The sequence below is a fragment of the Niabella pedocola genome, from assembly GCF_021044425.1.
Taxonomy (GTDB): Bacteria; Bacteroidota; Bacteroidia; order Chitinophagales; family Chitinophagaceae; genus Niabella; species Niabella pedocola.
The window spans coordinates 55,461-77,430 of the sequence record NZ_JAJNEC010000003.1 but is presented as its reverse complement, the minus strand read 5'-3'; the positions used below and the strand labels follow the sequence as shown (position 1 = coordinate 77,430).

The 21,970-nt window shown below is 48.5% G+C and carries 20 protein-coding genes; 14 read left to right on the top strand and 6 right to left on the bottom strand.

What is annotated here, in order from left to right; genetic code table 11:
* The first annotated feature begins 3 nt into the window (after window positions 1-3).
* The 11 genes from LQ567_RS01495 to LQ567_RS01445 all read left to right on the top strand — a co-directional run bounded on the left by LQ567_RS01495 (window position 4) and on the right by LQ567_RS01445 (window position 10,795).
* On the top strand, window positions 4-825 hold the full coding sequence (locus tag LQ567_RS01495) for a fimbrial biogenesis chaperone (protein WP_231002324.1): 822 nt from the start codon (window positions 4-6) through the stop codon (window positions 823-825).
* The gene (locus LQ567_RS01490; RefSeq protein WP_231002323.1) at window positions 818-2,206 is read left to right on the top strand and encodes a hypothetical protein; all 1,389 of its coding nucleotides are present in this window, start codon (window positions 818-820) and stop codon (window positions 2,204-2,206) included. The genes LQ567_RS01495 and LQ567_RS01490 overlap by 8 nt, the downstream gene beginning before the upstream one ends.
* Window positions 2,207-2,740: 534 nt before the next feature.
* Window positions 2,741-3,253 carry a hypothetical protein gene (locus LQ567_RS01485; RefSeq protein WP_231002322.1) on the top strand — a complete coding sequence of 171 codons (513 nt, stop codon included), beginning with the start codon at window positions 2,741-2,743 and terminating at the stop codon, window positions 3,251-3,253.
* Between the two features lie 554 nt (window positions 3,254-3,807).
* A complete protein-coding gene (locus LQ567_RS01480) occupies window positions 3,808-4,569 on the top strand; it encodes a sulfite exporter TauE/SafE family protein (RefSeq protein WP_231002321.1) in 762 nt (253 codons plus the stop codon).
* Between the two features lie 9 nt (window positions 4,570-4,578).
* Complete coding sequence (locus tag LQ567_RS01475) at window positions 4,579-4,821, top strand: MoaD/ThiS family protein (protein WP_231002320.1); 243 nt, start codon at window positions 4,579-4,581, stop codon at window positions 4,819-4,821.
* Between the two features lie 11 nt (window positions 4,822-4,832).
* Window positions 4,833-5,249: a molybdenum cofactor biosynthesis protein MoaE gene (locus LQ567_RS01470; protein WP_231002319.1), complete on the top strand. Its 417-nt coding sequence runs from the start codon at window positions 4,833-4,835 to the stop codon at window positions 5,247-5,249.
* Between the two features lie 69 nt (window positions 5,250-5,318).
* Window positions 5,319-6,200: a formate dehydrogenase accessory sulfurtransferase FdhD gene (gene fdhD / locus LQ567_RS01465; protein WP_231002318.1), complete on the top strand. Its 882-nt coding sequence runs from the start codon at window positions 5,319-5,321 to the stop codon at window positions 6,198-6,200.
* Entirely contained in the window at window positions 6,184-6,537 is a 354-nt protein-coding gene (locus LQ567_RS01460) for a DUF7009 family protein (protein ID WP_231002317.1), read from the top strand. Before fdhD ends, LQ567_RS01460 begins: the two co-directional genes overlap by 17 nt.
* A gap of 10 nt (window positions 6,538-6,547) precedes the next feature.
* The gene (locus tag LQ567_RS01455; RefSeq protein ID WP_231002316.1) at window positions 6,548-8,944 is read left to right on the top strand and encodes an FdhF/YdeP family oxidoreductase; all 2,397 of its coding nucleotides are present in this window, start codon (window positions 6,548-6,550) and stop codon (window positions 8,942-8,944) included.
* Window positions 8,945-9,262: 318 nt separating this feature from the next.
* A complete protein-coding gene (locus LQ567_RS01450; protein WP_231002315.1) occupies window positions 9,263-9,754 on the top strand; it encodes a molybdopterin-dependent oxidoreductase in 492 nt (163 codons plus the stop codon).
* A gap of 120 nt (window positions 9,755-9,874) precedes the next feature.
* Window positions 9,875-10,795, top strand: coding sequence for a bestrophin family protein (locus tag LQ567_RS01445; protein ID WP_231002314.1), 921 nt, complete (start codon window positions 9,875-9,877; stop codon window positions 10,793-10,795).
* Window positions 10,796-11,003: 208 nt separating this feature from the next.
* Here LQ567_RS01445 and LQ567_RS01440 read toward each other — a convergent pair whose 3' ends face one another.
* The 5 genes from LQ567_RS01440 to moaA are packed head-to-tail and all read right to left on the bottom strand — an operon-like array spanning window position 11,004 to window position 15,340.
* Entirely contained in the window at window positions 11,004-12,065 is a 1,062-nt protein-coding gene (locus LQ567_RS01440; protein WP_231002313.1) for a HesA/MoeB/ThiF family protein, read from the bottom strand.
* Window positions 12,066-12,069: 4 nt separating this feature from the next.
* Window positions 12,070-12,672 (bottom strand): NTP transferase domain-containing protein, encoded by a 603-nt coding sequence (locus LQ567_RS01435; protein ID WP_231002312.1) that lies wholly within the window; start codon window positions 12,670-12,672, stop codon window positions 12,070-12,072.
* Window positions 12,653-13,129: a cyclic pyranopterin monophosphate synthase MoaC gene (moaC, locus tag LQ567_RS01430; protein WP_231002311.1), complete on the bottom strand. Its 477-nt coding sequence runs from the start codon at window positions 13,127-13,129 to the stop codon at window positions 12,653-12,655. Before moaC ends, LQ567_RS01435 begins: the two co-directional genes overlap by 20 nt.
* Window positions 13,130-13,148: 19 nt before the next feature.
* Window positions 13,149-14,345 carry a molybdopterin molybdotransferase MoeA gene (locus LQ567_RS01425; RefSeq protein ID WP_231002310.1) on the bottom strand — a complete coding sequence of 399 codons (1,197 nt, stop codon included), beginning with the start codon at window positions 14,343-14,345 and terminating at the stop codon, window positions 13,149-13,151.
* Between the two features lie 8 nt (window positions 14,346-14,353).
* Entirely contained in the window at window positions 14,354-15,340 is a 987-nt protein-coding gene (gene moaA / locus LQ567_RS01420) for a GTP 3',8-cyclase MoaA (protein WP_231002309.1), read from the bottom strand.
* Window positions 15,341-15,847: 507 nt separating this feature from the next.
* Between moaA and dnaK the strand changes: the two genes are divergently transcribed.
* The 3 genes from dnaK to LQ567_RS01405 all read left to right on the top strand — a co-directional run bounded on the left by dnaK (window position 15,848) and on the right by LQ567_RS01405 (window position 20,894).
* Window positions 15,848-17,764, top strand: a complete 1,917-nt coding sequence (dnaK, locus tag LQ567_RS01415; protein WP_231002308.1) for a molecular chaperone DnaK — start codon at window positions 15,848-15,850, stop codon at window positions 17,762-17,764.
* 463 nt (window positions 17,765-18,227) lie between these two features.
* The gene (locus LQ567_RS01410; protein ID WP_231002307.1) at window positions 18,228-20,042 is read left to right on the top strand and encodes a PAS domain S-box protein; all 1,815 of its coding nucleotides are present in this window, start codon (window positions 18,228-18,230) and stop codon (window positions 20,040-20,042) included.
* Window positions 20,043-20,114: 72 nt separating this feature from the next.
* The gene (locus tag LQ567_RS01405; protein ID WP_231002306.1) at window positions 20,115-20,894 is read left to right on the top strand and encodes a hypothetical protein; all 780 of its coding nucleotides are present in this window, start codon (window positions 20,115-20,117) and stop codon (window positions 20,892-20,894) included.
* A 76-nt stretch (window positions 20,895-20,970) separates the two neighbouring features.
* Here the strand turns inward: LQ567_RS01405 and LQ567_RS01400 are convergent, their stop codons facing one another.
* The gene (locus LQ567_RS01400; protein ID WP_231002305.1) at window positions 20,971-21,756 is read right to left on the bottom strand and encodes a mechanosensitive ion channel family protein; all 786 of its coding nucleotides are present in this window, start codon (window positions 21,754-21,756) and stop codon (window positions 20,971-20,973) included.
* Window positions 21,757-21,970 lie beyond the last annotated feature (214 nt).

Genomic DNA, 21,970 nt, shown 5'->3' with positions numbered 1-21,970 from the left:
GTTTTGGGTATTCACTACTACGCGGGCTATATTGCAAAGTCATTACTGGTGCTGCTCTGTTTTAACAGGGCTGGCGCCCAAAGCGTAGCAGTAATACCTTCCCGTATCTTTTTCAACAGTACGGCAGGACAGGTAGCAACGGAACGAATTAAGGTTTCAAACACAGATAGCGGCATGATCGTTCTAAACGCTATACTTAAAGACTGGTACCGGGACAGCCTCGGAAATAAAATTTATTCCGACCCCGGCAGCCTGCCGGCATCCAATGCCAGCTGGATGCGGATCGATCCAAAGCAATTGATCCTGCAGCCCGGAGAATCAAAAGAAGTGGCGGTCTCCGTTCAGGTACCAAAAGATGCCAAACCGGTCACGAACAGCATGCTGTTTTTAACGCAGGTAAATGAACGCAAACCAATAAAAGGGATTGACAGGTCCGGGAGAAAAGTGGATATTCTTATTAAAGTAGAAATTGGTATACAACTCTACAATACCCTCCCGGAGGTGAGTAAAAAAAATCTCGAATTTATTGCGCTTCAGGACAGGGGCCCTGTTACGGACTCTACAAGATGCATGGCGGCCACGATACAAAATACGGGAGCCGTTGCCACAGATGCCACACTGCGATTTGAATTAACAAAGAAAAACTCAGGAGCCAGCATTAAATTACCGCCGAGGATCATTTCAATGCTGCCCGGATCATCGCAGGTAGTATTTATAACGATACCGGCGCATCTGCAACAGGGCGCTTATCAGGCCACTGTTATTTTAGATGGCGGCGAAGGAACCGATTTAAAGGTGGCACAAAAAGAAATCAGCTATGATTAAGTGCTGCCGCTCTGCTTTGTTGTTGCTTTCCTTATTTTCAGTAGCGGCCGCCGGGCAAAATCCTACACTTACGATTACCAGCAGTAATATTTCCAGCGAAGTTGCTGTGAACAATAACTCCTTTACGGCAAACAGTTGTCTTCTGGCACTGGGTGCTTTTATACGTGTTCGGGCAAATGCCGACTTTTCGCCAACCCTTACCCCATCGATCCTGTCCAAGATCAAATTACTTGTTACCGCAATCGGACCAAATATAAGCCTGGGGGCCGCCGTAACGGAACGCTCGCTATCCGTATCAGATCAAACCCTGTATTCCGCCCTCATATCACTGGTGAACGGCGGAGCGGTGTCCATACGCTATCGTATTCCTCAAACAGAAATGACCAACTATGCCTGGAAGGCCGGAACCTACGCCACCAACCTTACCTTCACAACGCCCGGAGGAACGCTTTGCCTGAGCACCAACACCTACCCGGCGAGCCTGAAGGTGATCGTAAATCCTTTTATTTCGGTATCGACCGCTTCAAATATCACTGCAACGGTAGACAATCTCAATTATTTCCGGAATACCACCTTAAACGTCAGCCATACGCTTCCTTTTACGTATACCGTTCCATTAGGGCTTCGTGTGAATACAGCAACCGCCAATTTTGCATATAGTAATGGCTATCCCGGAGCAGCCAATCCCAATACCAGTACCGGTAATGTGATGGCCAATGTATCCGCTCCGGTTACGGGTACACCCATTGCATTGAGTTCCTCCTATCAAAATCTTTCTCCGGCCGGGGGCTATACCATCCCCGTTGGTAACAAGCAAACCAATACGGTAAATTACAGCATTTCCCCGGCGAATCTGAAAGCGGGTTTTATTCAGAAAGGAACTTATACAACAACGCTGAATTATGAGGCGTTCGATGCCGGTACAACACCCCAGGCAGCCGCTGTTCAGCAGGTACCGGCGCTTACTGTGAACGTGGCCGACCTTGGAGAGCTTCGTGTAAACAACAGCGATGTTACCGTATCGTTCAACAATCTGAACGATTATAAAAACGGGGTGTCTACCAGTTTAAATAATGCCCTCACCATTAGTAAGACCACTGCCTACGATGTATATGTAAAGGCATCTTCCCCCAACCTTGTAAATGGCAGTAATACGATCCCCGTGGGTTGCGTTTCCATTTCATCCAGCACCGGCGATCCCTCTGTATCGGCTGTTACGCTTTCACCAACGGCCCAGAAGATCATATCCGCCGCTGCCCCGGTCATTGACCGGCAAGTGGGGCTTAAATACAGCATTACTGCCGATAAAGTAACGCAGGTCCTTGGTAAACCGCCCGGCACTTACAACACCACCATAACCTATAGTTTTGTTGCACCCTGAAATCCAAACAGCCTCACCTAAACGATCCATGTAATTTCAGCAAATATAATCGGCGCCCTGCCGCTTAGCCCGATCGGGCAAACATCTTTTCCTTTTACAATTATTTCCGTGTCGGAAACAACCGATACCCCGCAGGTTTAATCAGCTTTTATATCCATCCGTTAACCGGTTACGAGCACCGATATTGCTACTATCCGGAGGGGTGCGTAACAAAATACCCATTAGCGGCAATTATCTTCGCAGGCCTCCTGCCGTTTCCGGTTAGAAGGCCGTAGCGCTACATGGCACAGGAATTGGTATAATTCAATGGACTCATTTACATAGCAAACAATGCAGCCTTTGCTAAGGCAAAAATTACAAATCAAAAAATGATCATATGCCAAAAATCGCCGCCAATTATTCTGTCAAAAAAACCGTTGACTATAAATACGCCGTTTTCAAACCAGCCATTACTGCTTTAAACCGGCACCCGGCGTGTTAAAGATCCTTACCTTAAGATATTTTCATACCATCGCACACATAAATCCTAATAAAATGGCATTACTCAACCTGGCAAACATTTCCCTGAAAGCGAACGGCATGGTCCTGGACGCTTCAACGTTTTATGCACTGGCCGGCGATACGAAGATCCAGGAGCTGTTTGTCGTTAATCTTGAAGATCTTTTCACAAACAATCTCAATCATTTTTTGGAAGGGAGGTCAACCAATGTTGTGCTGGTTGGAGCCTACTACAACAAAGATTCGGCACATCGTGCCATTGAGTCTATCAAAAAGGGTACATTGCATGGCCCCGGACTCATTGCAACCACCAGCTGGCATCTGGTGATGGCAAACATAGCTGAAAACAGACTCTTTGCCTTACGCCTCAATGAATATTATGTAGGATGCTTCGGAGCGCAGCTTTTTAATATTCAGTACGCAAATATGGCACTCGGAATATTCGATACAAAACATGCAGCTGAAGCGGCGATGGATCGACTCCGTTATTCCATCTGTGGTAAAGCCCTCCCCCGTCAAAATGAGCTGACAACGCTTTTAAACCAGTAAGGGGCTCCCCTGACCGTTTAGCGTATAAATCCGGGATTCAATTCTGGCATTTACCCGTTGCCGCTATGCATCATAGATGCTTCCTTTTTCTTTCCCAATGCACGAGGCTGATATAATTCAGCTTTTGGCAGGCCTGTAAAAGTGCGGATCAGTAAGAACAGCCATCTGCTTTGTTTCCTTTTAACTTCCCCGCAAAAGCCATATAGTGTTTGAGCGGCTTCGGTGCCATTTTTGAAGTAACAATCAGCGAGCTTCCTGCCACAAAACCGGTAACTTACCAAAGCAGGCTGCTTCACTACCCCTATACACCTGAGATACAAGCAGTTACTACAGAAGCCGATGACCCTTTACGGGCAAAATGTATGGAAGTTCCCATGATCCCGGGGTTTTTTACGGCCGAACACAGATAATATCCGATACTTTTTTCACCAAATTCCACATGCCCGGTCAATGCAGCTCTGCGCCGAATTTGTTATTATTGCATCAGCGTTGATGCGGGTTTGGAGCATCCATTTCCAGAAACGAGATCCGGAACACAATCAAATTTTCTAAGCTTGGAACATTGGGAACTATTATTCTTTTTTCTGATCATAGCTTTTGTGTATGCTGCCGTAGGGTTTGGCGGCGGCTCCAGCTACCTGGCCATTTTAGCCATGTATGGCCTCCCGTTTAAAGAATTACGGCTGATAGCTTTGATATGTAATATCATCGTGGTTAGCGGCGGAGTTTATATTTATATAAGGAACGGGCAGGTTCGCTGGAAAAAGACCCTTCCTCTTATATTACTGAGTATACCGATGGCCTACCTGGGGGCTGTAGTGCGCATCAGCCAGGATACTTTTTTCATCATCCTGGGTTGCAGTCTCATTGCCGCAGCTGTATTATTATGGATCAAAACAAAACCGGCAAGCATTACTGAAATAAAAGAGCCGGTAAAAAAGGCCTTTCTGAAAAACAGTGCCCTGGGAGGAGCGATCGGTTTTCTTTCGGGCATGGTAGGCATCGGCGGAGGCATTTTTCTTTCTCCGGTTCTGAATTTAATGAAGTGGGATCTGCCCCGGATAATAGCGGCAACTGCCAGCCTGTTCATATTGGTAAATTCTGTTTCGGGTATTGCCGGGCAGCTGTCGGCAATCCAGGGCACTATCGATCATACTCGGATCCTCTTGCTATGCGGGGCCGTTTTTATCGGTGGTCAGGCCGGCTCCCGGATGTCTATACAGTTCAACCCGGTTGTCATACGCCGGCTGACAGCCGTTCTGGTGTTTTGTGCCGGCATAGAAGTATTGTTTAAGCATTTACCTTCCATTTTATAATTATAAAAAATGAAGATCCGCATATTGGCATTTGGCGTTGTAAAGGAATTTATGAATAGTTCCTCCCTCGAAATGGATGTACAGGAAGCCATTACCGTTGCGGCGTTGAAAGCCGAGTTTGAAGCGCTGTATCCCGAAATAAAAAAGCTGAAAACCTACCTCGTTGCTGTAAATGACACCTATGCAGGGGATGATGAAACCGTGGATGCAAATGCTGAAGTTGCCATTATTCCACCCGTAAGCGGCGGCTAAAAAAACATCACATGATTGATATAAAACTATCAGATACTCCTTTGGATATGGCCGCCTGCATCGGCAATGCCGCCGACGACGCATGCGGGGGCCAGGTTATATTTGCAGGTACCGTACGCAACAAGACAAAGGGAAGACGGGTTCTACGTTTAGAATATGAATGTTACCAATCCATGGCGCTGAAAGAAATAAAGAAGATCGCGGAAAATGCGATCCGTTTATGGGATATCCGGAGGATCGTTATCCATCACCGCGTTGGCGTTTTGGGCATTGGAGATACAGCCGTGGTTATTGTGGTGAGCGCTCCGCACCGGGAAGCGGCTTTTGAAGGCTGCCGTTATGCCATTGAGACCCTGAAAAAAACGGTACCGATATGGAAAAAGGAAATTTTTGAAGACGGCGAAGAATGGGTATCGGCGCATACTTGAACAACAGACCGATTTCTGCGCTTTTTTTATTAAATTTATTAACCACTTCCAATTTAAAATCCAGCTGATATGAACCAATTGGATTCCTTTTCAACCAGGCAGGCCATTGTCAGAAAAGTGAACGGTTTTACAAGTTCCACATTTCCGGATGTGCTTTCCGTGGAAGAACCGCTTGAGATCAGGATCCGTTATGGAGCCGGAACAGCGCGCGTACAAAAAAGCATCTCTGTTACCATGCGCACCCCCGGCGCTGACGCCGACCTGGCTCTGGGTTTTTTATTTACGGAAGGGATCATTACATCGGCCGGGCAGGTTAAAAATATATCCCATGCGGGTATGGAATGTGCTGCACAAAAAGAAAACATCATTGAGGTAGCACTTGCCGAAACATTCATGCCCAACCTGATGCAGTCCGACCGGAATTTTTACACCACCTCAAGTTGCGGCGTTTGTGGTAAGGGATCCATTCAGTCCATCCGAACCGTTAGTCCTTTTCAGCACCTCCGGAAACCTCCGCTGGTGCTGGATGCCGCGGTACTTTACACGCTGCCTGAAAAATTGAGCGCGGCTCAAAGCGGTTTCGCCGCTACAGGCGGTATCCATGCTTCAGGGCTTTTTACGGCAGACGGAACGTTGCTGATTTTAAAAGAAGATGTGGGCCGGCATAATGCCTTGGATAAGCTGATCGGCAGCGCACTGAACGGGCAGCGATTGCCATTGGACCAGCATATTTTACTGCTTAGCGGCAGGGCCAGTTTTGAACTGATCCAGAAGGCAGCCATGGCAGGCATTTCTGTAATCGCTGCTATCGGGGCTCCGTCAAGTCTTGCAGTAGACCTGGCTATAGAATTTGACATCACCTTGTTTGGCTTTCTCAAACAAAGCCGCTTTAACATCTATCATTTGAGCAATCACATTTCAATACCTGCGTTGTATGAAGATCAGAATTAAAGGCAACAGCCTCCGATACCGGTTAACCCGGTCTGAAGTTGCAAAGCTTTGGAAGAAAGGGAATCTGGAAGAGCAAACTGTATTTGCCGGCAACACACTTATTTATGCGATAGAAAACACAAAAGAGGCAGCGCTGTCGGCAGATTTTTCCGGCAGCAAAATCGTACTCAGCATGCCCCAAACCATGATCGAAGCGCTTTACAATACCGATCAGGTGGGTTTTGAAGATGTATCCGGCAACCTGCACTTGCTGGTTGAAAAAGATTTTGTTTGTATTGACAATACCGCCGAAGATCAAAGCGACAATTATCCGAACCCGTCACTTACCTGTGATTAAAATAAACGGCATGAAAAAAGAAGCCATTGAAGAAAAAATAAAGAAAGAACCGGATGCCGAAAATCCGTACCGGCTTTTAGACCTTAAGCTGAGTCCCATAAAAACCTGGGCTGCGGGCCTGCCCGCTGTAGTGGCCGCCATGCGCGACCTCGTGGAAGAAAAAACATTTTTCCGGGGAAACCTGGCCTTGTTAAAAATGAACCAGTTTAAAGGCTTTGATTGCCCAAGCTGTGCCTGGCCCGACCCCGATGATGAACGCTCGCCCATCGGCGAATACTGCGAAAACGGTGCAAAGGCGCTGGCAGAAGAAGCCACCACCAAAAAAATTACCGCAGCTTTTTTCAGACAGCATTCCGTTTTTGACCTGGCCAAATTAGATGACTACCGGATCGGGAAACTGGGCCGGCTTACAGCACCGATGTATCTGCCGGAAGGCGGTACCCATTACCAGTCCATCAGCTGGGAAGACGCGTTTAAAAAAATTGCCGCACACCTGAACGCGCTGGACTCGCCTGATGCCGCCGCCTTTTATACATCAGGACGCACCAGCAATGAAGCTTCTTTTGTTTACCAGCTTTTTGCCAAAGAATTTGGAACGAACAATATGCCCGACTGCTCCAATATGTGCCATGAAACCTCCGGCTCGGCATTGCGGCCCACCATCGGTATCGGCAAGGGCACCGTAACGCTGGAAGATTTTTATGACACAGATGTTATCATCATTGTTGGACAAAACCCGGGCACCAATGCGCCCCGTATGATGAGCGCTTTGGCCAAAGGAAAGCAGAACGGCGCAAAGATCGTTGCCATCAATCCGCTGCCGGAAGCAGGGCTGATGGGTTTTCGTAATCCACAGGCGGTTACAAGCGCTATCGGCAAAGCGGGCAAGCTGGCAGACCTGTTTCTGCCTGTAAAAATAAACGGCGACATGGCGTTGCTGAAAGCCCTCGAATTATTACTGCTTGATTTTGAAAAAAAATCTCCGGGAGAAGTACTGGACCATGCATTCATAAAAGAAAAAACAACGGGATACGACGCGTTCCTGGAACAATTTAAAGACTATAACCTGGAGGAACTGGCAAAAGAAGCAGGTGTTCCTGCAGCAGCCATTTATGAAATGGCGCAAATGATGGCATTTAAAAAACGGATCATTTTCTGTTGGGGAATGGGCATTACCCAGCAACCCAATGGTGTGGATATGATCCGGGAAATGCTCAATATTTTATTGCTCAAAGGAAGCATCGGCATACCCGGCGCCGGCGTTTGTCCGGTACGCGGGCACAGCAATGTGCAGGGCAACCGCACAATGATGATCGACGAAAAGCCTACGGATAAACAGCTGGACCGGCTCGAAAGCTTCTTCGGATTCAAGATGCCCCGTAAACATGGATACGATGTGGTTCGCGCCATTAAGGCCATCCATGAGGAAAAGGTGAAACTGCTGTTTTGTATGGGAGGCAACTTTCTTTCAGCTACCCCTGATACCACGTATACCGCCAATGCCCTGCGGAAGCTGAATTTACTGGTTTGTGTTTCTACCAAATTAAACCGGGGACATCTGATCCACGGGAAAGAAGCCATCATCCTGCCCACCTATGGGCGTAGTGATAAAGACATCGTAAATGGCGAAGTGCAAATTATATCCACAGAGAATTCGATGGGTGTGGTACAACAGTCAAAAGGCATGCTCGATCCTGTTTCCAAAGACCTGATCAATGAAACACAGATTGTTTGCCGCCTGGCAATGGCTACCCTGGGGAGCCGGGCCGTGGTGAACTGGCAGCGCTATCACGACAGTTATGACGCGGTGCGGGATGATATTGAAAAATGCATCCCCGGCTTCGAAAACTACAATGTACGGGTGCGGCAAAAAGGGGGCTTTTACCTGCCCAACGCGGCGCGGGATTACCAACGTTTTGCTAATGAGCTGGACGGCCGCGCCCCCTTTACGATCACTGCGATCCCCGACAATCATCTTGAAGCGGATGAATACATGATGGCCACAACACGCACCCACGACCAGTTCAACACTACTATTTACGGACTCGACGATCGCTACCGGGGCATCAAGAACGAACGGCGGGTGATCTTTATGAACCAGGAAGATATTGACCGGGCAGGTTTCAGCGCAGGTGATAAAGTGGACCTGTTTAACTATGATGATAACGTGGAACGGATCGCTCCTTTATTTGTGATTGTGTGCTACCCGATACCCCGGCAGAATACCGTTACCTATTTCCCGGAAACCAACGTACTGGTTTCGGTCAATAATGTTGTAAAAGAAAGCAATATGCCGGCTTCAAAATATGTAAAAATAAAAATCAGGAAACACGACCCGGAAGTGTATCAAAAGATAGACAAAATTTTGTACCGGAGCCTGCTGGAACCGGAACAGGACGTGGAATAATAGGATGCAGCTTCATTTCGTTAAGGCCGCGGATGCGCACATGTGGTACCGGTTTTAATAGCACTCAAAAACATCACGACAAAAGTACCGCAGACGCAATCCGCGTATCTGCAGCAATGATAAAAAAATTGCCCGGGTAAATGACATTAGTAATCGATTACTGAATGCCCCGGAGTGCAAAATAACAGATGTGGTCGTTGGTAAATGCGTTTAATCCTTTTACTGCATTGTCCTTCCGCAAAAGCTCCGGTAGCTTCTGCCAGCTGCTTTCACAACCGGCAAAAAATTCCGGTTCCTTTCCTTAACAAAAACTTTGTAATGAAAACAATAGCATGCTTTATTCCGGCACTGTTGCTCTGCATCAACCTGTTGGCACAAAAGCCGTTTACGTTAAAAGTATCCGGTGTGGTAAGTAAGCCCCTGCAACTTACAATGGAAGATCTGAACGCGATGCCCGGCACAACGGCCCTCCTGCAGGACCGTGACGGTAAGTCGCATACATATAGCGGAGTGCCCGTTTCGGCCATTTTAACAAAGGCCGGAGTAACCACAGGCAAAGCGCTGCACGGTGAAAACCTATCCAAGTACCTGCTTGTAACCTGCGCCGATGGTTATGAAGTGCTTTTTTCCCTGGCAGAACTGGATAGCAGCTTTACAGATAAAAAAGTGATCCTTGCCTATAAAGCAGACGGAGTTGCCTTACCTCCTTCCAAAGGTCCTTTACGCCTGGTGGCCGAAGGTGAAAAAAGACCGGCACGCAGTTCCTACCAGGTGGTAGCATTGGCAGTGAGGTCCGGCAGGGAACGGTAACCGGTTTCCCGCGCTTCGGCGCTTCCTGTTCTGAAGCTTTTTATTGGCAGATTGAAGCTTGATACCGGTATTTGCTACTTTTGTATGTGAGGTTCGCCCGTTTTATTTTATGTTTAATATATGATCATCAGAAAAAAAGAACATTGGTTCAAAATGCTTTTTATATGGCACGGGTCCGTATTGCCCCGGTTGCTGCCGCGCCTGTCGCTTTTATTCCTCCTCTCTCTTGCCGTTGTGTACCTGCATGGAACCATTTTTTCATTTAAGGTGCCTCTTAATACAACCCCTTTGACCCTGTTTGGTTTTGTACTGGCGTTGTTCCTCGGATTTCGTAATAATGCAAGCTATGAGCGTTTCTGGGAAGGACGTAAGCTTTGGGGCGCGTTGCTGAACATTACACGTTCTCTTACCCGGCAGGCGCTTACCTTACTGAATCCAAAGGCTGATGAAGGGACTGTTTTGGAATTTGTACACCTGCTGACTGCCTATACCTATGCGCTGAAACATCAGCTACGGGGCACCGACCCGCAGGATGATTTAAAGAGCCGGCTTGGAAAACAAGATCTTGAACAACTGGCCCAGGCTCAATACAAATATATCATCATCACCAAATTCCTGGCCGCATGGGTAGAACGGGCAAAAGCGGCCAACCAGATCGATTCCATACAGCAGGCCCGGTTTGATGAAAATATCGATAAGCTGGAAGATGTTGCCGGAGGGTGCGAGCGCATTATGTCTACCCCCATCCCCTATAGTTACAGTGTGCTGCTGCACCGTACGATTTACATTTATTGCTTCCTGCTGCCATTCGGCTTGGTAGACACGCTCGGCTGGTTCACCCCGTTTATCGTCGTTTTTATAGCCTATACCTTTGTTGCATTTGAAGCCATTGCAGACGAGATAGAAGAGCCGTTTGGCGTAGAAACAAACGACCTGGCACTTAGCAGCATGTGTGAAATGATTGAGCAAACCAACCTGGAGCTGGCGGGTATGCCGGCCGGCCAATCCCGGAAAAATCATTCAAAAAAGCAGATCGACTAAAATCCATCGCTCCGCGGGCCCGGCCGCGTTTCCCGGAATTATTTTCTTGCTTATAATGACGGGGAGCCGGATCTAAGGGTTAAAACCATCCGGATCATCCGGGTGTGCCGGGCCATGCAACACCATAAGGCGCGCTTTCCGCAATGCATCCGTATCCGGATAGCGTTATAAACGGCCGTTCTTTTATCTTCCTTTGTTAAAGTAAAAGCTACATTTTTGAAATGCCGGATGGGTGGGCCTGCATGTTTCCGACACCGCTTTTCAGTACATAGATCGTTGTCCCGGGCAAACGGTCCCTGATTATAAATGCGGCAGCCGTACTTCTTTTTGCTGTGGCACAATAACACACGATGGGATGCGCCGGATCCAGTTGGTGTACCCGGCTTTCCAATACATCCAGAGGAATATTTATACCACCGATGTTAAAAGCAACATGTTCTTGCAGGCTCCGTACATCAACCAGTGTATACTGTTTAAAACGCCTTTGAAGCTGTTCGAATGTAATGGCTTCAATGGTTTCCGGAAGCCGGTCTACCCGGGCACCGGTTCTTTTCAGCTGAATGATGCGGGATCTTCCGTCCAGCACATTCATGATCCATAGCTTACCGCATAATAGTTCCCCGGATCCGGTGAAGTACTTAATGGCTTCATTGGCCTGCATACTACCCACGATACCTGCCAGCGTGGGAATAACGCCCCCTTCCGCGCAATTGGGCACCTGCGCCGATTCCGCACCCGGAAAAACATCCCGGTAGTTTGGGGAACGGCTTCCGTCGGCCTGCAGCACATTCCATACGCTTACCTGCCCCTCATACTGGTATATGGCGCCATATACCAATGGCTTGCCAGACAGCACACAGGCGTCATTCAATAAGCATTTCGTTTCGAAGTTATCGGTACCCTCCAGTACAAGATCGTACCCTGCAATCAGTTCCATTACATTGGATGAGGTAACCCGTACAGGATGCGTATTAAAGGTTACTGACGGGTTTTGCTGCTGCAATCTTTTTACCGCTGTTGCCGCTTTTGGCAACCCCACATCCTGCGGCGCATATAAGATCTGCCGGTGCAGGTTGCTTTCTGCAACCACATCGTCATCGGCGATACCAATGGTGCCGATACCCGCCGCAGCCAGGTATTGTGCGGAAGGGCAGCCTAAACCGCCTGCCCCAACAATCAACACCGCAGCGCTTTGCAGGCGCTTCTGTCCTTCCGGTCCAAAACCGGGTAAGGCTATCTGACAATGGTATCGGTTCCACTCCTCGTTCATACGATTATTTATTCATCATTCTTTTCGCCTGCTCCGCATCTTCCGGTGTATTCACATTCATCAGGGCTGCGCCGTTGCCTGTTTCCAGGACAAAGGTATTGCTGTTGAGCAGCACCTTCCGGGGACAGGTAATCCCCTCCCCTAAAAACCGCAGCAAAACCGGATAGCTTCCGGGCTCCCATATGGTAATCAGGGGTTCGGGCAACCCATCCACCGGGCTTTGATACGTAGTAGCTATTTTTCCAGCAGCCCGGTGCTCAATTAAAAATTGTAAGGAACGCTTATCCAGCAACGGCAGATCGCAGGCCACCACCAGCCAGGCGTTGGCGCTTTGCAACCGCAGCGCAGAAAGAATACCGCTCAAGGGACCCATGTTCAGAAAACTATCCGGCAGCGCCTTGTAGGCCGCATCAACATCGTTTACCTGTTCCGGCCGGCAGGAAATAAATACTTCCTCACAAAAGCCGCGCAACAGGTCCGCCGCATAATAGCGCTGTTCCTTTCCATACCATTTGATCCGGGCCTTGTCGTTACCCATCCGGGTGCTCCGGCCACCGGCAAGCACCAACCCGTTTAACGGTGGCCGGTTATTGTCTTTTAAAATCATGTTTGCCTCCTCTTTTCTCCATGAGTTTAATTTCTTTAATTACCATATCATGGCTCAATGCCTTGCACATATCATAAATGGTGAGCGCGGCAACCGATGCGCCGGTAAGCGCTTCCATTTCTACACCGGTTTGGGATTCTATACTGGCAGTGCAGCGAATAACAATTTCCTGTTGGGCATTTAATGTGATATCGACGCTGCAATTTGTCAATCCCAAAGGATGGCAAAGCGGTATCAGCGCTCCGGTCTTTTTTGCCGCCATAATGCCGGCAATAACGGCCGTTTGAAAAACCGGGCCTTTGGAGGTTGCGAAATCATGGTCCTGAAGGGCTTTCAAAACCGCTTCCGGCAACACGATAACAGCCTGGGCCACGGCTTCCCTGCGGGTGATTTTCTTTTCGCCCACATCTACCATTGCCGGGCTGTCGTTTTTATCTAAATGCGTAAATGCAGTCATAATTAAAGCATAAGGCGGGTTAACGATACCTCCACACGGGGTATACTTCCCCTTTTTTAAATTCATTTTTTTCCAATGGCAATTCCATAAAGGCATCGGTATACACCAGATTCGAAAAGTCGCCCGAGCCATTTGTTTCCGCAGCAAGCGCCGTTAGCATTCCCCGGTCATTCATCTCAAGTTTCACCTGTACAAAGAATTGCAGGGAATGAGGAAAATAAATATCATTCTGCAGCACAGCATACTCCGGCGCCCGGGATCGTATTTCCAGCGACGCCTCCAGCCAGGGAATAAAATACCGGTGCAGGCACATCCATACCGAAACGGGGTTTCCGGGAAATGCAAAAACCAACTGACGGCCATCGCGTGCCCCGAACCAGAAAGGTTTGCCCGGCCGCTGCTTTATTTTATGAAATAATTGCACCACACCCAGTCCTTCCAAAACCTGCGGCACATAGTCGAATTTGCCCATCGAAACGCCCCCACTCATCAGCAGTACATCGTATGCATCCAGGCAGCGGCTCAATACGCTTTCAATAAGGGCGCTATCGTCATTAAGATGAAAAACCTCCGCATCGATCCGGTAGCTTTCCAACACGGCCTTCAGGGTTACGCCGTTGGAGCGCCGCAGCTGGAATGCCGTTGGTACGGTATGTGGAGGCACCATTTCATCTCCTGTGGAAAGGATGGCGACCCGCGGGAGTTTTTTTACCTGCAATCTTGTTTTACCAATGGAGGCGGCCAGCCCGATCAACGCCGGGCTAATGACCTCTCCGGCACCGGCCATTTTATCGTATTGCTTTTTATCTTTTCCCCTGAAATGAATATTTTGACTTCTTTTAACTTCCACATCTTTGATCGTTGCACTCCCGTCTGAAAGATCAAGATCTTCATAACGGATCACGGTATCAACGCTTTCATCCAGCGCCGCCCCGGTCATCAGCTCAACGCATGCTCCTCTAGCATCAATTGCAACAGGTATTTCACCTGCTGCCTGGGTGGCCTTTATTTTAAAACTGCGCAAACCATTTTTGTAGTCTTCAAAATGAAGAGCAATTCCGTCCACCGTAGCGCGGTTAAAGGGCGGCAGATCCCGGTCTGCAAAAAGCGTTTCGGCCAGCACTCTTTGCAGGCTGTTTTCGTAAAACACCTCCTCAACACCAAAATCCCTGGTTTGCGATTGAATGATCTGTCCCGCTTGTTCTACCGTAATCATAGCTGTGTTTATCCGCCGATGGCTGCCATTGATTCATATGGAATCCTTGCAACCTCCGGTATGTCCTGTGCCGCCCAGCCGTCTTCCGGCTTTTTCAACAGGGCGTTTATTATGAGTTGTTCTATTTCAGCATCGGCAGCTCCGGCACGCATCGCCTGCTTCAGATCCAGGCCGCCACTGCTGTATAAGCAGGTACGCAGTATTCCGGCAGGCGTAATACGAATGCGGTTGCAGCTTCCGCAAAAAGACCGCGTGTATCCGGCTATAATGCCCAGGCTTCCTGTAAATCCCGGGATCTTATAATTACTGGAGGTTGCATGGGCGGGATCCGCTGTCCGTTCCATATCCGGGAAATACATTTTTATATGGCGGAGCATCTGCACAGCATCCCATTTTAACGGAACCGGGCCACCCCCGCCGTTAAAGGGCATTTCCTCTATAAACCGCACACTAACGGGCAGCGTTTTCGTGAGCAGCACCAATGGCACAATATCTTCAATATTTTTTCCCTCCATTACCACGGCATTTATTTTAACATCGATATCCTGCTCCAAAAGCCGGTGCATGGTTGCCAGTACTTTATCGACGCCATCCCTGCGGGCAATTTGCCGGAAGCGACCGGGATCAAGGGTATCCAAACTTAAATTAACCGCCTTTACCCCCAGCTGTTTTAACCCTGGAACATATTTTTCTGTTAGCAGGCCATTGGTTGTAAGGGTAAGCTCCTTAAGTCCGCCGATTTCCGCAAGCTGGTATAAAAACGGCATCAGGTCTTTTCGTACAAAAGGTTCCCCACCGGTAATACGGATCTTCTCGATGCCCATTGTTACCAGCAGCCGGCAGAGCCGCAGCATTTCTTCATACCGCATCAGCTCCTTACCGGGCAGCCATTGCAGCCCCCCCGCCGGCATACAATAGGTACAACGTAAATTACACCTGTCTGTAACAGCCAGTCGCAAATAGTGAATGTTCCGTCCGAAATTATCTGTTATCATCTTTGTAACGCAACCCGGATTGCCGCGGCCCCGCAATACCGGTGATCTGTTTTAAAATCCATACCAATATACAAATTATCTGCGGTTGTTCATTGAAAAAACAGCCGGAATGAACCACCGTTCCCGGCTGCAAACGAATGGCTGAAGTGCGCACCGCAAAAACGCTTCCCGCAATCCGCACAACACCGGTTTACGCACCCGGCACCCCAAATTAACCGATCCGATGCATCAGTGCTTTCCGCGGTAACATATATATACGATATTCAACACTGTTTTCATGATTTCTGATACAAATAACCGCCTGCCCTTCGCGTTATTTAAATTATTATTGTATCCCTTTTAGCATGCAGCTTTGTTGTGGTTTATAAAGCAGGAGCAGGCAGTGCCGATACAAAATACATCCGGATATTACAGCACAGCAATTGCCCGGTTTTAAGATCATTGCAACAGCCTTTAAAACAAAAAAATCCGACACAGATCGTTTACACATCCTTAAATTTTTATAACATGGGAAAAATAATCGGTATAGACCTCGGTACCACCAACAGCTGTGTTTCCGTAATGGAAGGAAACGAGCCCGTAGTAATTGCCAACGATGAAGGCCGCCGTACAACGCCATCGGTTGTAGGCTTTTTAAAAAACGGGGAACGCAAGGTTGGGGATCCGGCCAAAAGACAGGCTATTACCAATCCGCAGAATACCATTTCCTCTGTAAAGCGCTTTATGGGACGTAAATTTGATGAAGTACAAAGCGAGCTTTCCCATGTGAGCTATAAAGTAGTGCGCGGCGATAATGATACGGTGCGCATTGATATCGACGGACGCCTGTATACCCCCCAGGAAATATCCGCCATCATCCTGCAAAAAATGAAGAAGATTGCGGAAGACCACCTCGGCCAGGAGGTAAATGAAGCCGTGATTACCGTGCCGGCATATTTCAACGACGCCCAGCGGCAGGCCACCAAGGAAGCAGGTGAAATTGCCGGGCTGAAAGTGAGCCGGATTGTGAATGAGCCTACCGCTGCGGCCCTGGCTTACGGATTGGAGAAAAGTGATAAAAGTCATAAAATAGCCGTCTTTGACCTTGGCGGCGGAACCTTTGATATTTCCATACTGGAACTGGGCGACGGTGTTTTTGAAGTAAAGTCTACCAATGGCGATACCCACCTGGGAGGCGATGACTTCGATAAACTGATCGTAGACTGGCTGGCAGAGGAGTTCAAAAGAGATGAAAATATCGATTTGCGGAAAGATCCGATGGCACTGCAACGATTAAGAGAGGCCGCAGAAAAAGCAAAGGTTGAATTGTCCTCTTCTACCGAAACAGAAATCAACCTGCCCTATATTACTGCCGTGGACGGGGTACCCAAACACCTAGTAAAAAAACTAACGCGGGCAAAGTTCGAGCAGGTCACCGACGCCCTGTTTGGTCGCTGCTTAAAGCCTTGTGAAGCGGCGCTGAAAGATGCCGGGCTTACCACAAAGGATATTGACGAAGTGATACTGGTAGGCGGCAGCACCCGCATTCCGAAAGTGCAGGAGATCGTAGAAAAATTCTTCGGCAGGAAACCCAATAAAAGCGTAAACCCGGATGAGGTGGTAGCCATCGGAGCGGCTATCCAGGGCGCAATACTGACCGGCGATGTGAAAGATGTGGTATTGCTGGACGTTACGCCCCTTTCATTGGGTATTGAAACCATGGGCGGCGTAATGACATCGCTGATCCCTGCCAATACCACGATCCCGGCAAAAAAATCGGAAACATTTTCCACTGCGGCCGATAACCAGCCCGGCGTACAGGTGCATGTGCTACAGGGCGACCGTTCTATGGCAAAAGATAATAAAAGCCTGGGCATCTTTAACCTGGATGGTATTCCGCCCGCACCACGGGGCCTTCCTCAAATAGAAGTAATCTTTGATATTGATGCCAATGGTATTTTAAATGTGAGCGCCCGGGACAAGGGTACCGGAAAGGAACAAACCATTCGCATAGAGGCGGGCAGCGGCTTAAGTAAAGACGAGGTGGAGAAAATGCGGGCAGATGCCAAAGCCAATGAAGCAGCAGACAAAGCGGCAAGAGAAAAAATTGAAAAGCTCAACCAAGCCGACAGTCTTTCATTCCAAACAGAAAAACAATTAAAAGAATATGGAGATAAAATCCCCGTGGATAAAAAATCATTGATCGAGGCGGCCCTGTCTGCCCTGAAGTATGCCCACGAGCAGCAGGATATGGCGGGCATTGAGCGTGCCACGGCGGACCTGAATACAGCCTGGACCGCAGCAGGTGAAGACCTGTATAAAACAGCTCCGCAAGACAATGCCGGCAGTGCATCCGACCACACCGGAGGCCCGGACGGGAATGAACACGCACAAAGCGCCGGTGCAGATGATGTTACCGATGTGCCCTTTGAGGAAGTTAAATAGCAGCCTGCATTGAAGAAAACGCCAAACGAAGTGTTTTATATGCATGCATACAATAGCTCCGGATGTAGTACATTTCAGGAACAGGTGTTGTTATCATTCGCCTCAGCAATGGTTTAAAAGCAAGTAAAAAGAGCGGATTACATAGCAGGATTTTATTAAAGATGCAGTTTTATACCCGTTCGAATTCACGAACATTTTCTCTATGGGCTGGTCTATTCCTGGACCGGCCTTTTTTAAAAAATATCCATTCCAACGACTGTAGAATTTATTCCCCACCCTGGTTTCCAGCGCCTGGAGGTACGCTGAAAACCAGGCCTGGCCTATCGGACAGCGCATTGCAACAGAACGTTCACCAATCCTTCATGAGGGCCATCGAAATTTGAAGACCAAAAGTTGACCGGTATCAAATGAATGCTTATCTTGTGTTTATACCCGAGTACAGCTAATGTATCGCAAGCCCTTTATGGAACCAGAAAATATCTTAACCACATCCATCTCCGCTGCCTTCGACGCTGTTTTTACAATGAGCAGCGACTGGAGCAGGATGCTGCATCTTAAGAGTACCGGCTTTCTGCAACAAACAGACACACCGGTTACAGACTGGCTGCACCAATACATTCCACAGGAGGATCAGGCCCGGGTTGCCCATATGGTCCGGGAAGCGGTGGCCCGCAAACAAAGATTCCGGTTAATACATCGGGTGCGCACGGCTAACGGAGGCACCGGCTGGGCGTTATCCAGCGCTGTTCCTGTTATGGATAACCAGGAGCAGATTGTTGAATGGCTGGTTGGCAGCATAGATATTACAGAAAGCCACCGCGCATCCGATGTTACACGGACCGCCAGGCAGGTAGCAGAACGGCAAATCCGTTTATATGAAACCATTACCGCAAGCACCCCCGACCTGATCTATGTCTTTGATCTCAATTACCGGTTCACCTATGCCAATAAGGCGCTGCTCGCCATGTGGGGAAAAGAATGGGAAGCCGCCATTGGAAAGGGCCTGCGGGAAAACGGCTATGAAGATTGGCATGCCAACATGCACGAAAGGGAGATTGATACGGTAAGACGAACCAAACTGCCGATACGGGGAGAGGTTTCCTTTCCGCATGCCGTTTTAGGCCGGCGCATATACGACTATATTTTCACACCGGTATTTAATGAAATAGGCGACGTGGAAGCAATTGCCGGTACTACAAGAGATATTACGGACATCCGGAATGCTGAAATGAAAATTGTTGAAAGCGAAAACCGCTTCAGGAATATGGCGGAAGGCGCCGACGTAATGATCAATGTAACGGACGGACAAGGAACGAATGTTTATTTCAACCGGTTATGGGCAGTGGTCACGGGTCGGACGATACCGGACCTGCTTGCATCGGGCTGGTTAGACCTGGTGCATCCGGACGATAAGATCCGGATCGAACGTTTATTGGCGGAGCGTACTGAAAAGAAGCTTCGCTGGAAGTCTGAATTCCGGATCGTGCGGGCGGACGGATCCTACCTTTGGTTGTTACTGCAGGCCACTCCCCGCTTCCATTCCGATGGTTCTTTTGCCGGCTATATTAATTCCCTGGTGGATATTACAGACATAAAGGAAAATGAGCAGCGCAAAAATGATTTTATCAGCACGATCAGCCACGAGTTGAGAACCCCCCTGACCTCCGCAACCGGTTTTGTGGAAATCCTGCAGGCCAGGGCTGTCAGCGACGGCGACCAACATGCCGCATCCATGTTAACGATTGTTGAAAAGCAGCTGGACAAGATGACGCGGATGCTCCACAACTTCTTAAATGCCGCCCGCTTTGAGTCGTCCAATATGCATATGCGCATCGAGCGATTTGATATCAGTATCTTATTGCATGAGTTAGAAGAAGAGCTGAAAGCAACCGTTACCAGTCATATCCTTTCCTTTAAATCCCGGGAGATCTGGATCGATGCCGATAAAGAGAAAATTGCACAGGTCATCCACAACCTGATCAGCAATGCAATTAAGTATTCCCCGGCCGGGTCGGCAATTACCATTGATTGTGATATTATAAACGGCCAGTTACGGCTCACTGTTGAAGACTATGGCCCGGGAATCCGTTTGGAAGACCAGCCATTGATCTTTACCCGGTTCTACAGGGTACGCAATACCCAAACAAAATATGTCCCCGGCTTCGGCATAGGCCTGTTCATTTGCAGTGAAATCGTCAAAGCGCACAATGGTCAAATAGCTGTAGAAAGCTGGCCGGGAAAAGGCAGTGCCTTTTATTTTACACTGCCGGTCGCTTAAAGATACAGCAACGTTCACTCGGTTTAAAGTATGGAATAGTTCTTGCGCCTCTGTAACGGAGAACCCCTGAATATGGCCAAACCCAATAAAGACTTACCCTCTTTTGTCGTATACCAGCCGAATAAAAAGGAATTTCATATCTGCCTGGAGGCGGGGAATATCTATTATATCTGGCGAAGCAACTACCCCCCCACCCGCGACAACCGGTTTGCACGCAAAATCACCCGGCTCAAAGGCATTATGCCCAAAGAGATCCCCGGCAAACAGGTTTATGACAGGGGTACCTATTCCATCAACAAAGGCGATGATAAGCTGGCCGTTGAAAAAAAGATCCGGCAGGGACTCCGGCAACGATCCTTCTCTTTTATTCTGAATGGTAAAAAACTCAAGGGCCGGTTTATTATTAAGCAAACCTCGGCGGGTACCGTGCTTCAGAAATTCAAGGATAAGTTTGCCGCAGAAGAAGATGTTTTAGGAGCCGACTTAAGCAGAACCATCCGCCTGATGATACCCGGTTATGATCCCCGTTCAATAAAGCTGCCCGCTCCTGAAAAACGAAAGGAAGGGGCAGCATCCAAAAAGAGCGTTGCGGCCCGGGCCACCGGTCAGCCACCGGAGGAGCCGTTGACGGCCGACAAAACCATTGGTCGTATCGCTTATCGTTTTGTTTTTTATCATTCGGATACCGGGCCTGATTGCTGCCTTGTTACAAATGACCGCAATGAGGTACTGGTTTTACAGAAAGAAAAGAATCAATGGCAGCTGCTCAAATCCGCCAGGGGCGACATCTCGAAAAAAGCCCGTGCACTTGAACAACATGCCCAGGCACTCGACCAGCTCCGGGAGGCATAACCCACCGATCCGACATATCTGCTTGCACGTTGTTATAAAAATAGCCGGTAGACCGCTGATCTGTAGTTTCCGTGCCTTACATACCCGGCAGTTTCAACCCGGATTGCTTCAGGCGTTGCAGTAACTTCTCCTGGAACCGGAACTGGGTATCTACAAAACCATGCGCATCGATCCAGAGGTTTAGCATCACTTTGTAGCCATCCGGCTCCAAAGAAGAGATCCCGATCCGTTTGGGTGGCTCATGAAGGATATTGCCGGCATCATCAATGGCCTGCTCTATCACCCGCTTTACCAGATCGTAGTCGGTACCGTTCATAAATTTCATTTCGATATCTAACCGCCGGTTCCCCAATCCGCTCACATTAATAATTACTTCATTCGACAATTTGCTGTTAGGGATCACTACGATCCGGTTATCGAAAGTAGTAACGATCGTATAGAAGATCCGGATCTCAGTAACAGTACCTTCCTGCCCCTGCGCGATAATATTATCCCCGGCCCGGAACGGTTTCAAAAAAAGGATCAGCACGCCACTGGCGAAATTCTGCAAAGTGCCGGAAAGCGCCAGCCCTGCGGCCACACCAAAGGATGTAACAAGCGCCGCAAACAGCGTCATGGTAATGCCCGCTATCTGCATTACCGCCAGCAGCAGCAATACCCGGAGTGCCACTATCACTACGCTTTGAAGAAACGGTTTCAGCGAACCGTCGATCTGCTTCCGCCGCATAATGCGGTTCAGATAGACGGAGAAAAGCCGTATCAGCCACAGACCAAGGAACAATACAACAACAGCCAGCAACACAGCCGGGCCGTGCTGCATCAGCCATGCATAGACCCGTTGCAACCATGCTTCTGTTTTCATAATGATCATTTTTAGGAACTTGCATATCACTGTTATCAAACAGCAGTACAACACTTCGTTTAAAAAGCAATTACCGTTCCGGATGTGCCATTCCGGATATACTGCCGCCGGCTGCAGCTCTATAATAGTATCTGGGCATAAAATTCCACACAAATGGTTTGTTCCGTTGGCAACCTTTGTAAAACACAGGGCCCGATGTCTTTTTTAAACGCGG

Bases quoted from the DNA above. Each gene is read 5' to 3' on its own strand.
- LQ567_RS01490 (WP_231002323.1), top strand. From the start codon at position 818: ATGATTAAGTGCTGCCGCTCTGCTTTGTTGTTGCTTTCCTTATTTTCA.
- LQ567_RS01485 (WP_231002322.1), top strand. From the start codon at position 2,741: ATGGCATTACTCAACCTGGCAAACATTTCCCTGAAAGCGAACGGCATG.
- LQ567_RS01475 (WP_231002320.1), top strand. From the start codon at position 4,579: ATGAAGATCCGCATATTGGCATTTGGCGTTGTAAAGGAATTTATGAAT.
- LQ567_RS01470 (WP_231002319.1), top strand. From the start codon at position 4,833: ATGATTGATATAAAACTATCAGATACTCCTTTGGATATGGCCGCCTGC.
- fdhD (WP_231002318.1), top strand. From the start codon at position 5,319: ATGAACCAATTGGATTCCTTTTCAACCAGGCAGGCCATTGTCAGAAAA.
- LQ567_RS01460 (WP_231002317.1), top strand. From the start codon at position 6,184: ATGAAGATCAGAATTAAAGGCAACAGCCTCCGATACCGGTTAACCCGG.
- LQ567_RS01455 (WP_231002316.1), top strand. From the start codon at position 6,548: ATGAAAAAAGAAGCCATTGAAGAAAAAATAAAGAAAGAACCGGATGCC.
- LQ567_RS01450 (WP_231002315.1), top strand. From the start codon at position 9,263: ATGAAAACAATAGCATGCTTTATTCCGGCACTGTTGCTCTGCATCAAC.
- LQ567_RS01445 (WP_231002314.1), top strand. From the start codon at position 9,875: ATGATCATCAGAAAAAAAGAACATTGGTTCAAAATGCTTTTTATATGG.
- LQ567_RS01440 (WP_231002313.1), bottom strand. From the start codon at position 12,065: ATGAACGAGGAGTGGAACCGATACCATTGTCAGATAGCCTTACCCGGT.
- LQ567_RS01435 (WP_231002312.1), bottom strand. From the start codon at position 12,672: ATGATTTTAAAAGACAATAACCGGCCACCGTTAAACGGGTTGGTGCTT.
- moaC (WP_231002311.1), bottom strand. From the start codon at position 13,129: ATGACTGCATTTACGCATTTAGATAAAAACGACAGCCCGGCAATGGTA.
- LQ567_RS01425 (WP_231002310.1), bottom strand. From the start codon at position 14,345: ATGATTACGGTAGAACAAGCGGGACAGATCATTCAATCGCAAACCAGG.
- moaA (WP_231002309.1), bottom strand. From the start codon at position 15,340: ATGATAACAGATAATTTCGGACGGAACATTCACTATTTGCGACTGGCT.
- dnaK (WP_231002308.1), top strand. From the start codon at position 15,848: ATGGGAAAAATAATCGGTATAGACCTCGGTACCACCAACAGCTGTGTT.
- LQ567_RS01410 (WP_231002307.1), top strand. From the start codon at position 18,228: ATGGAACCAGAAAATATCTTAACCACATCCATCTCCGCTGCCTTCGAC.
- LQ567_RS01405 (WP_231002306.1), top strand. From the start codon at position 20,115: ATGGCCAAACCCAATAAAGACTTACCCTCTTTTGTCGTATACCAGCCG.
- LQ567_RS01400 (WP_231002305.1), bottom strand. From the start codon at position 21,756: ATGAAAACAGAAGCATGGTTGCAACGGGTCTATGCATGGCTGATGCAG.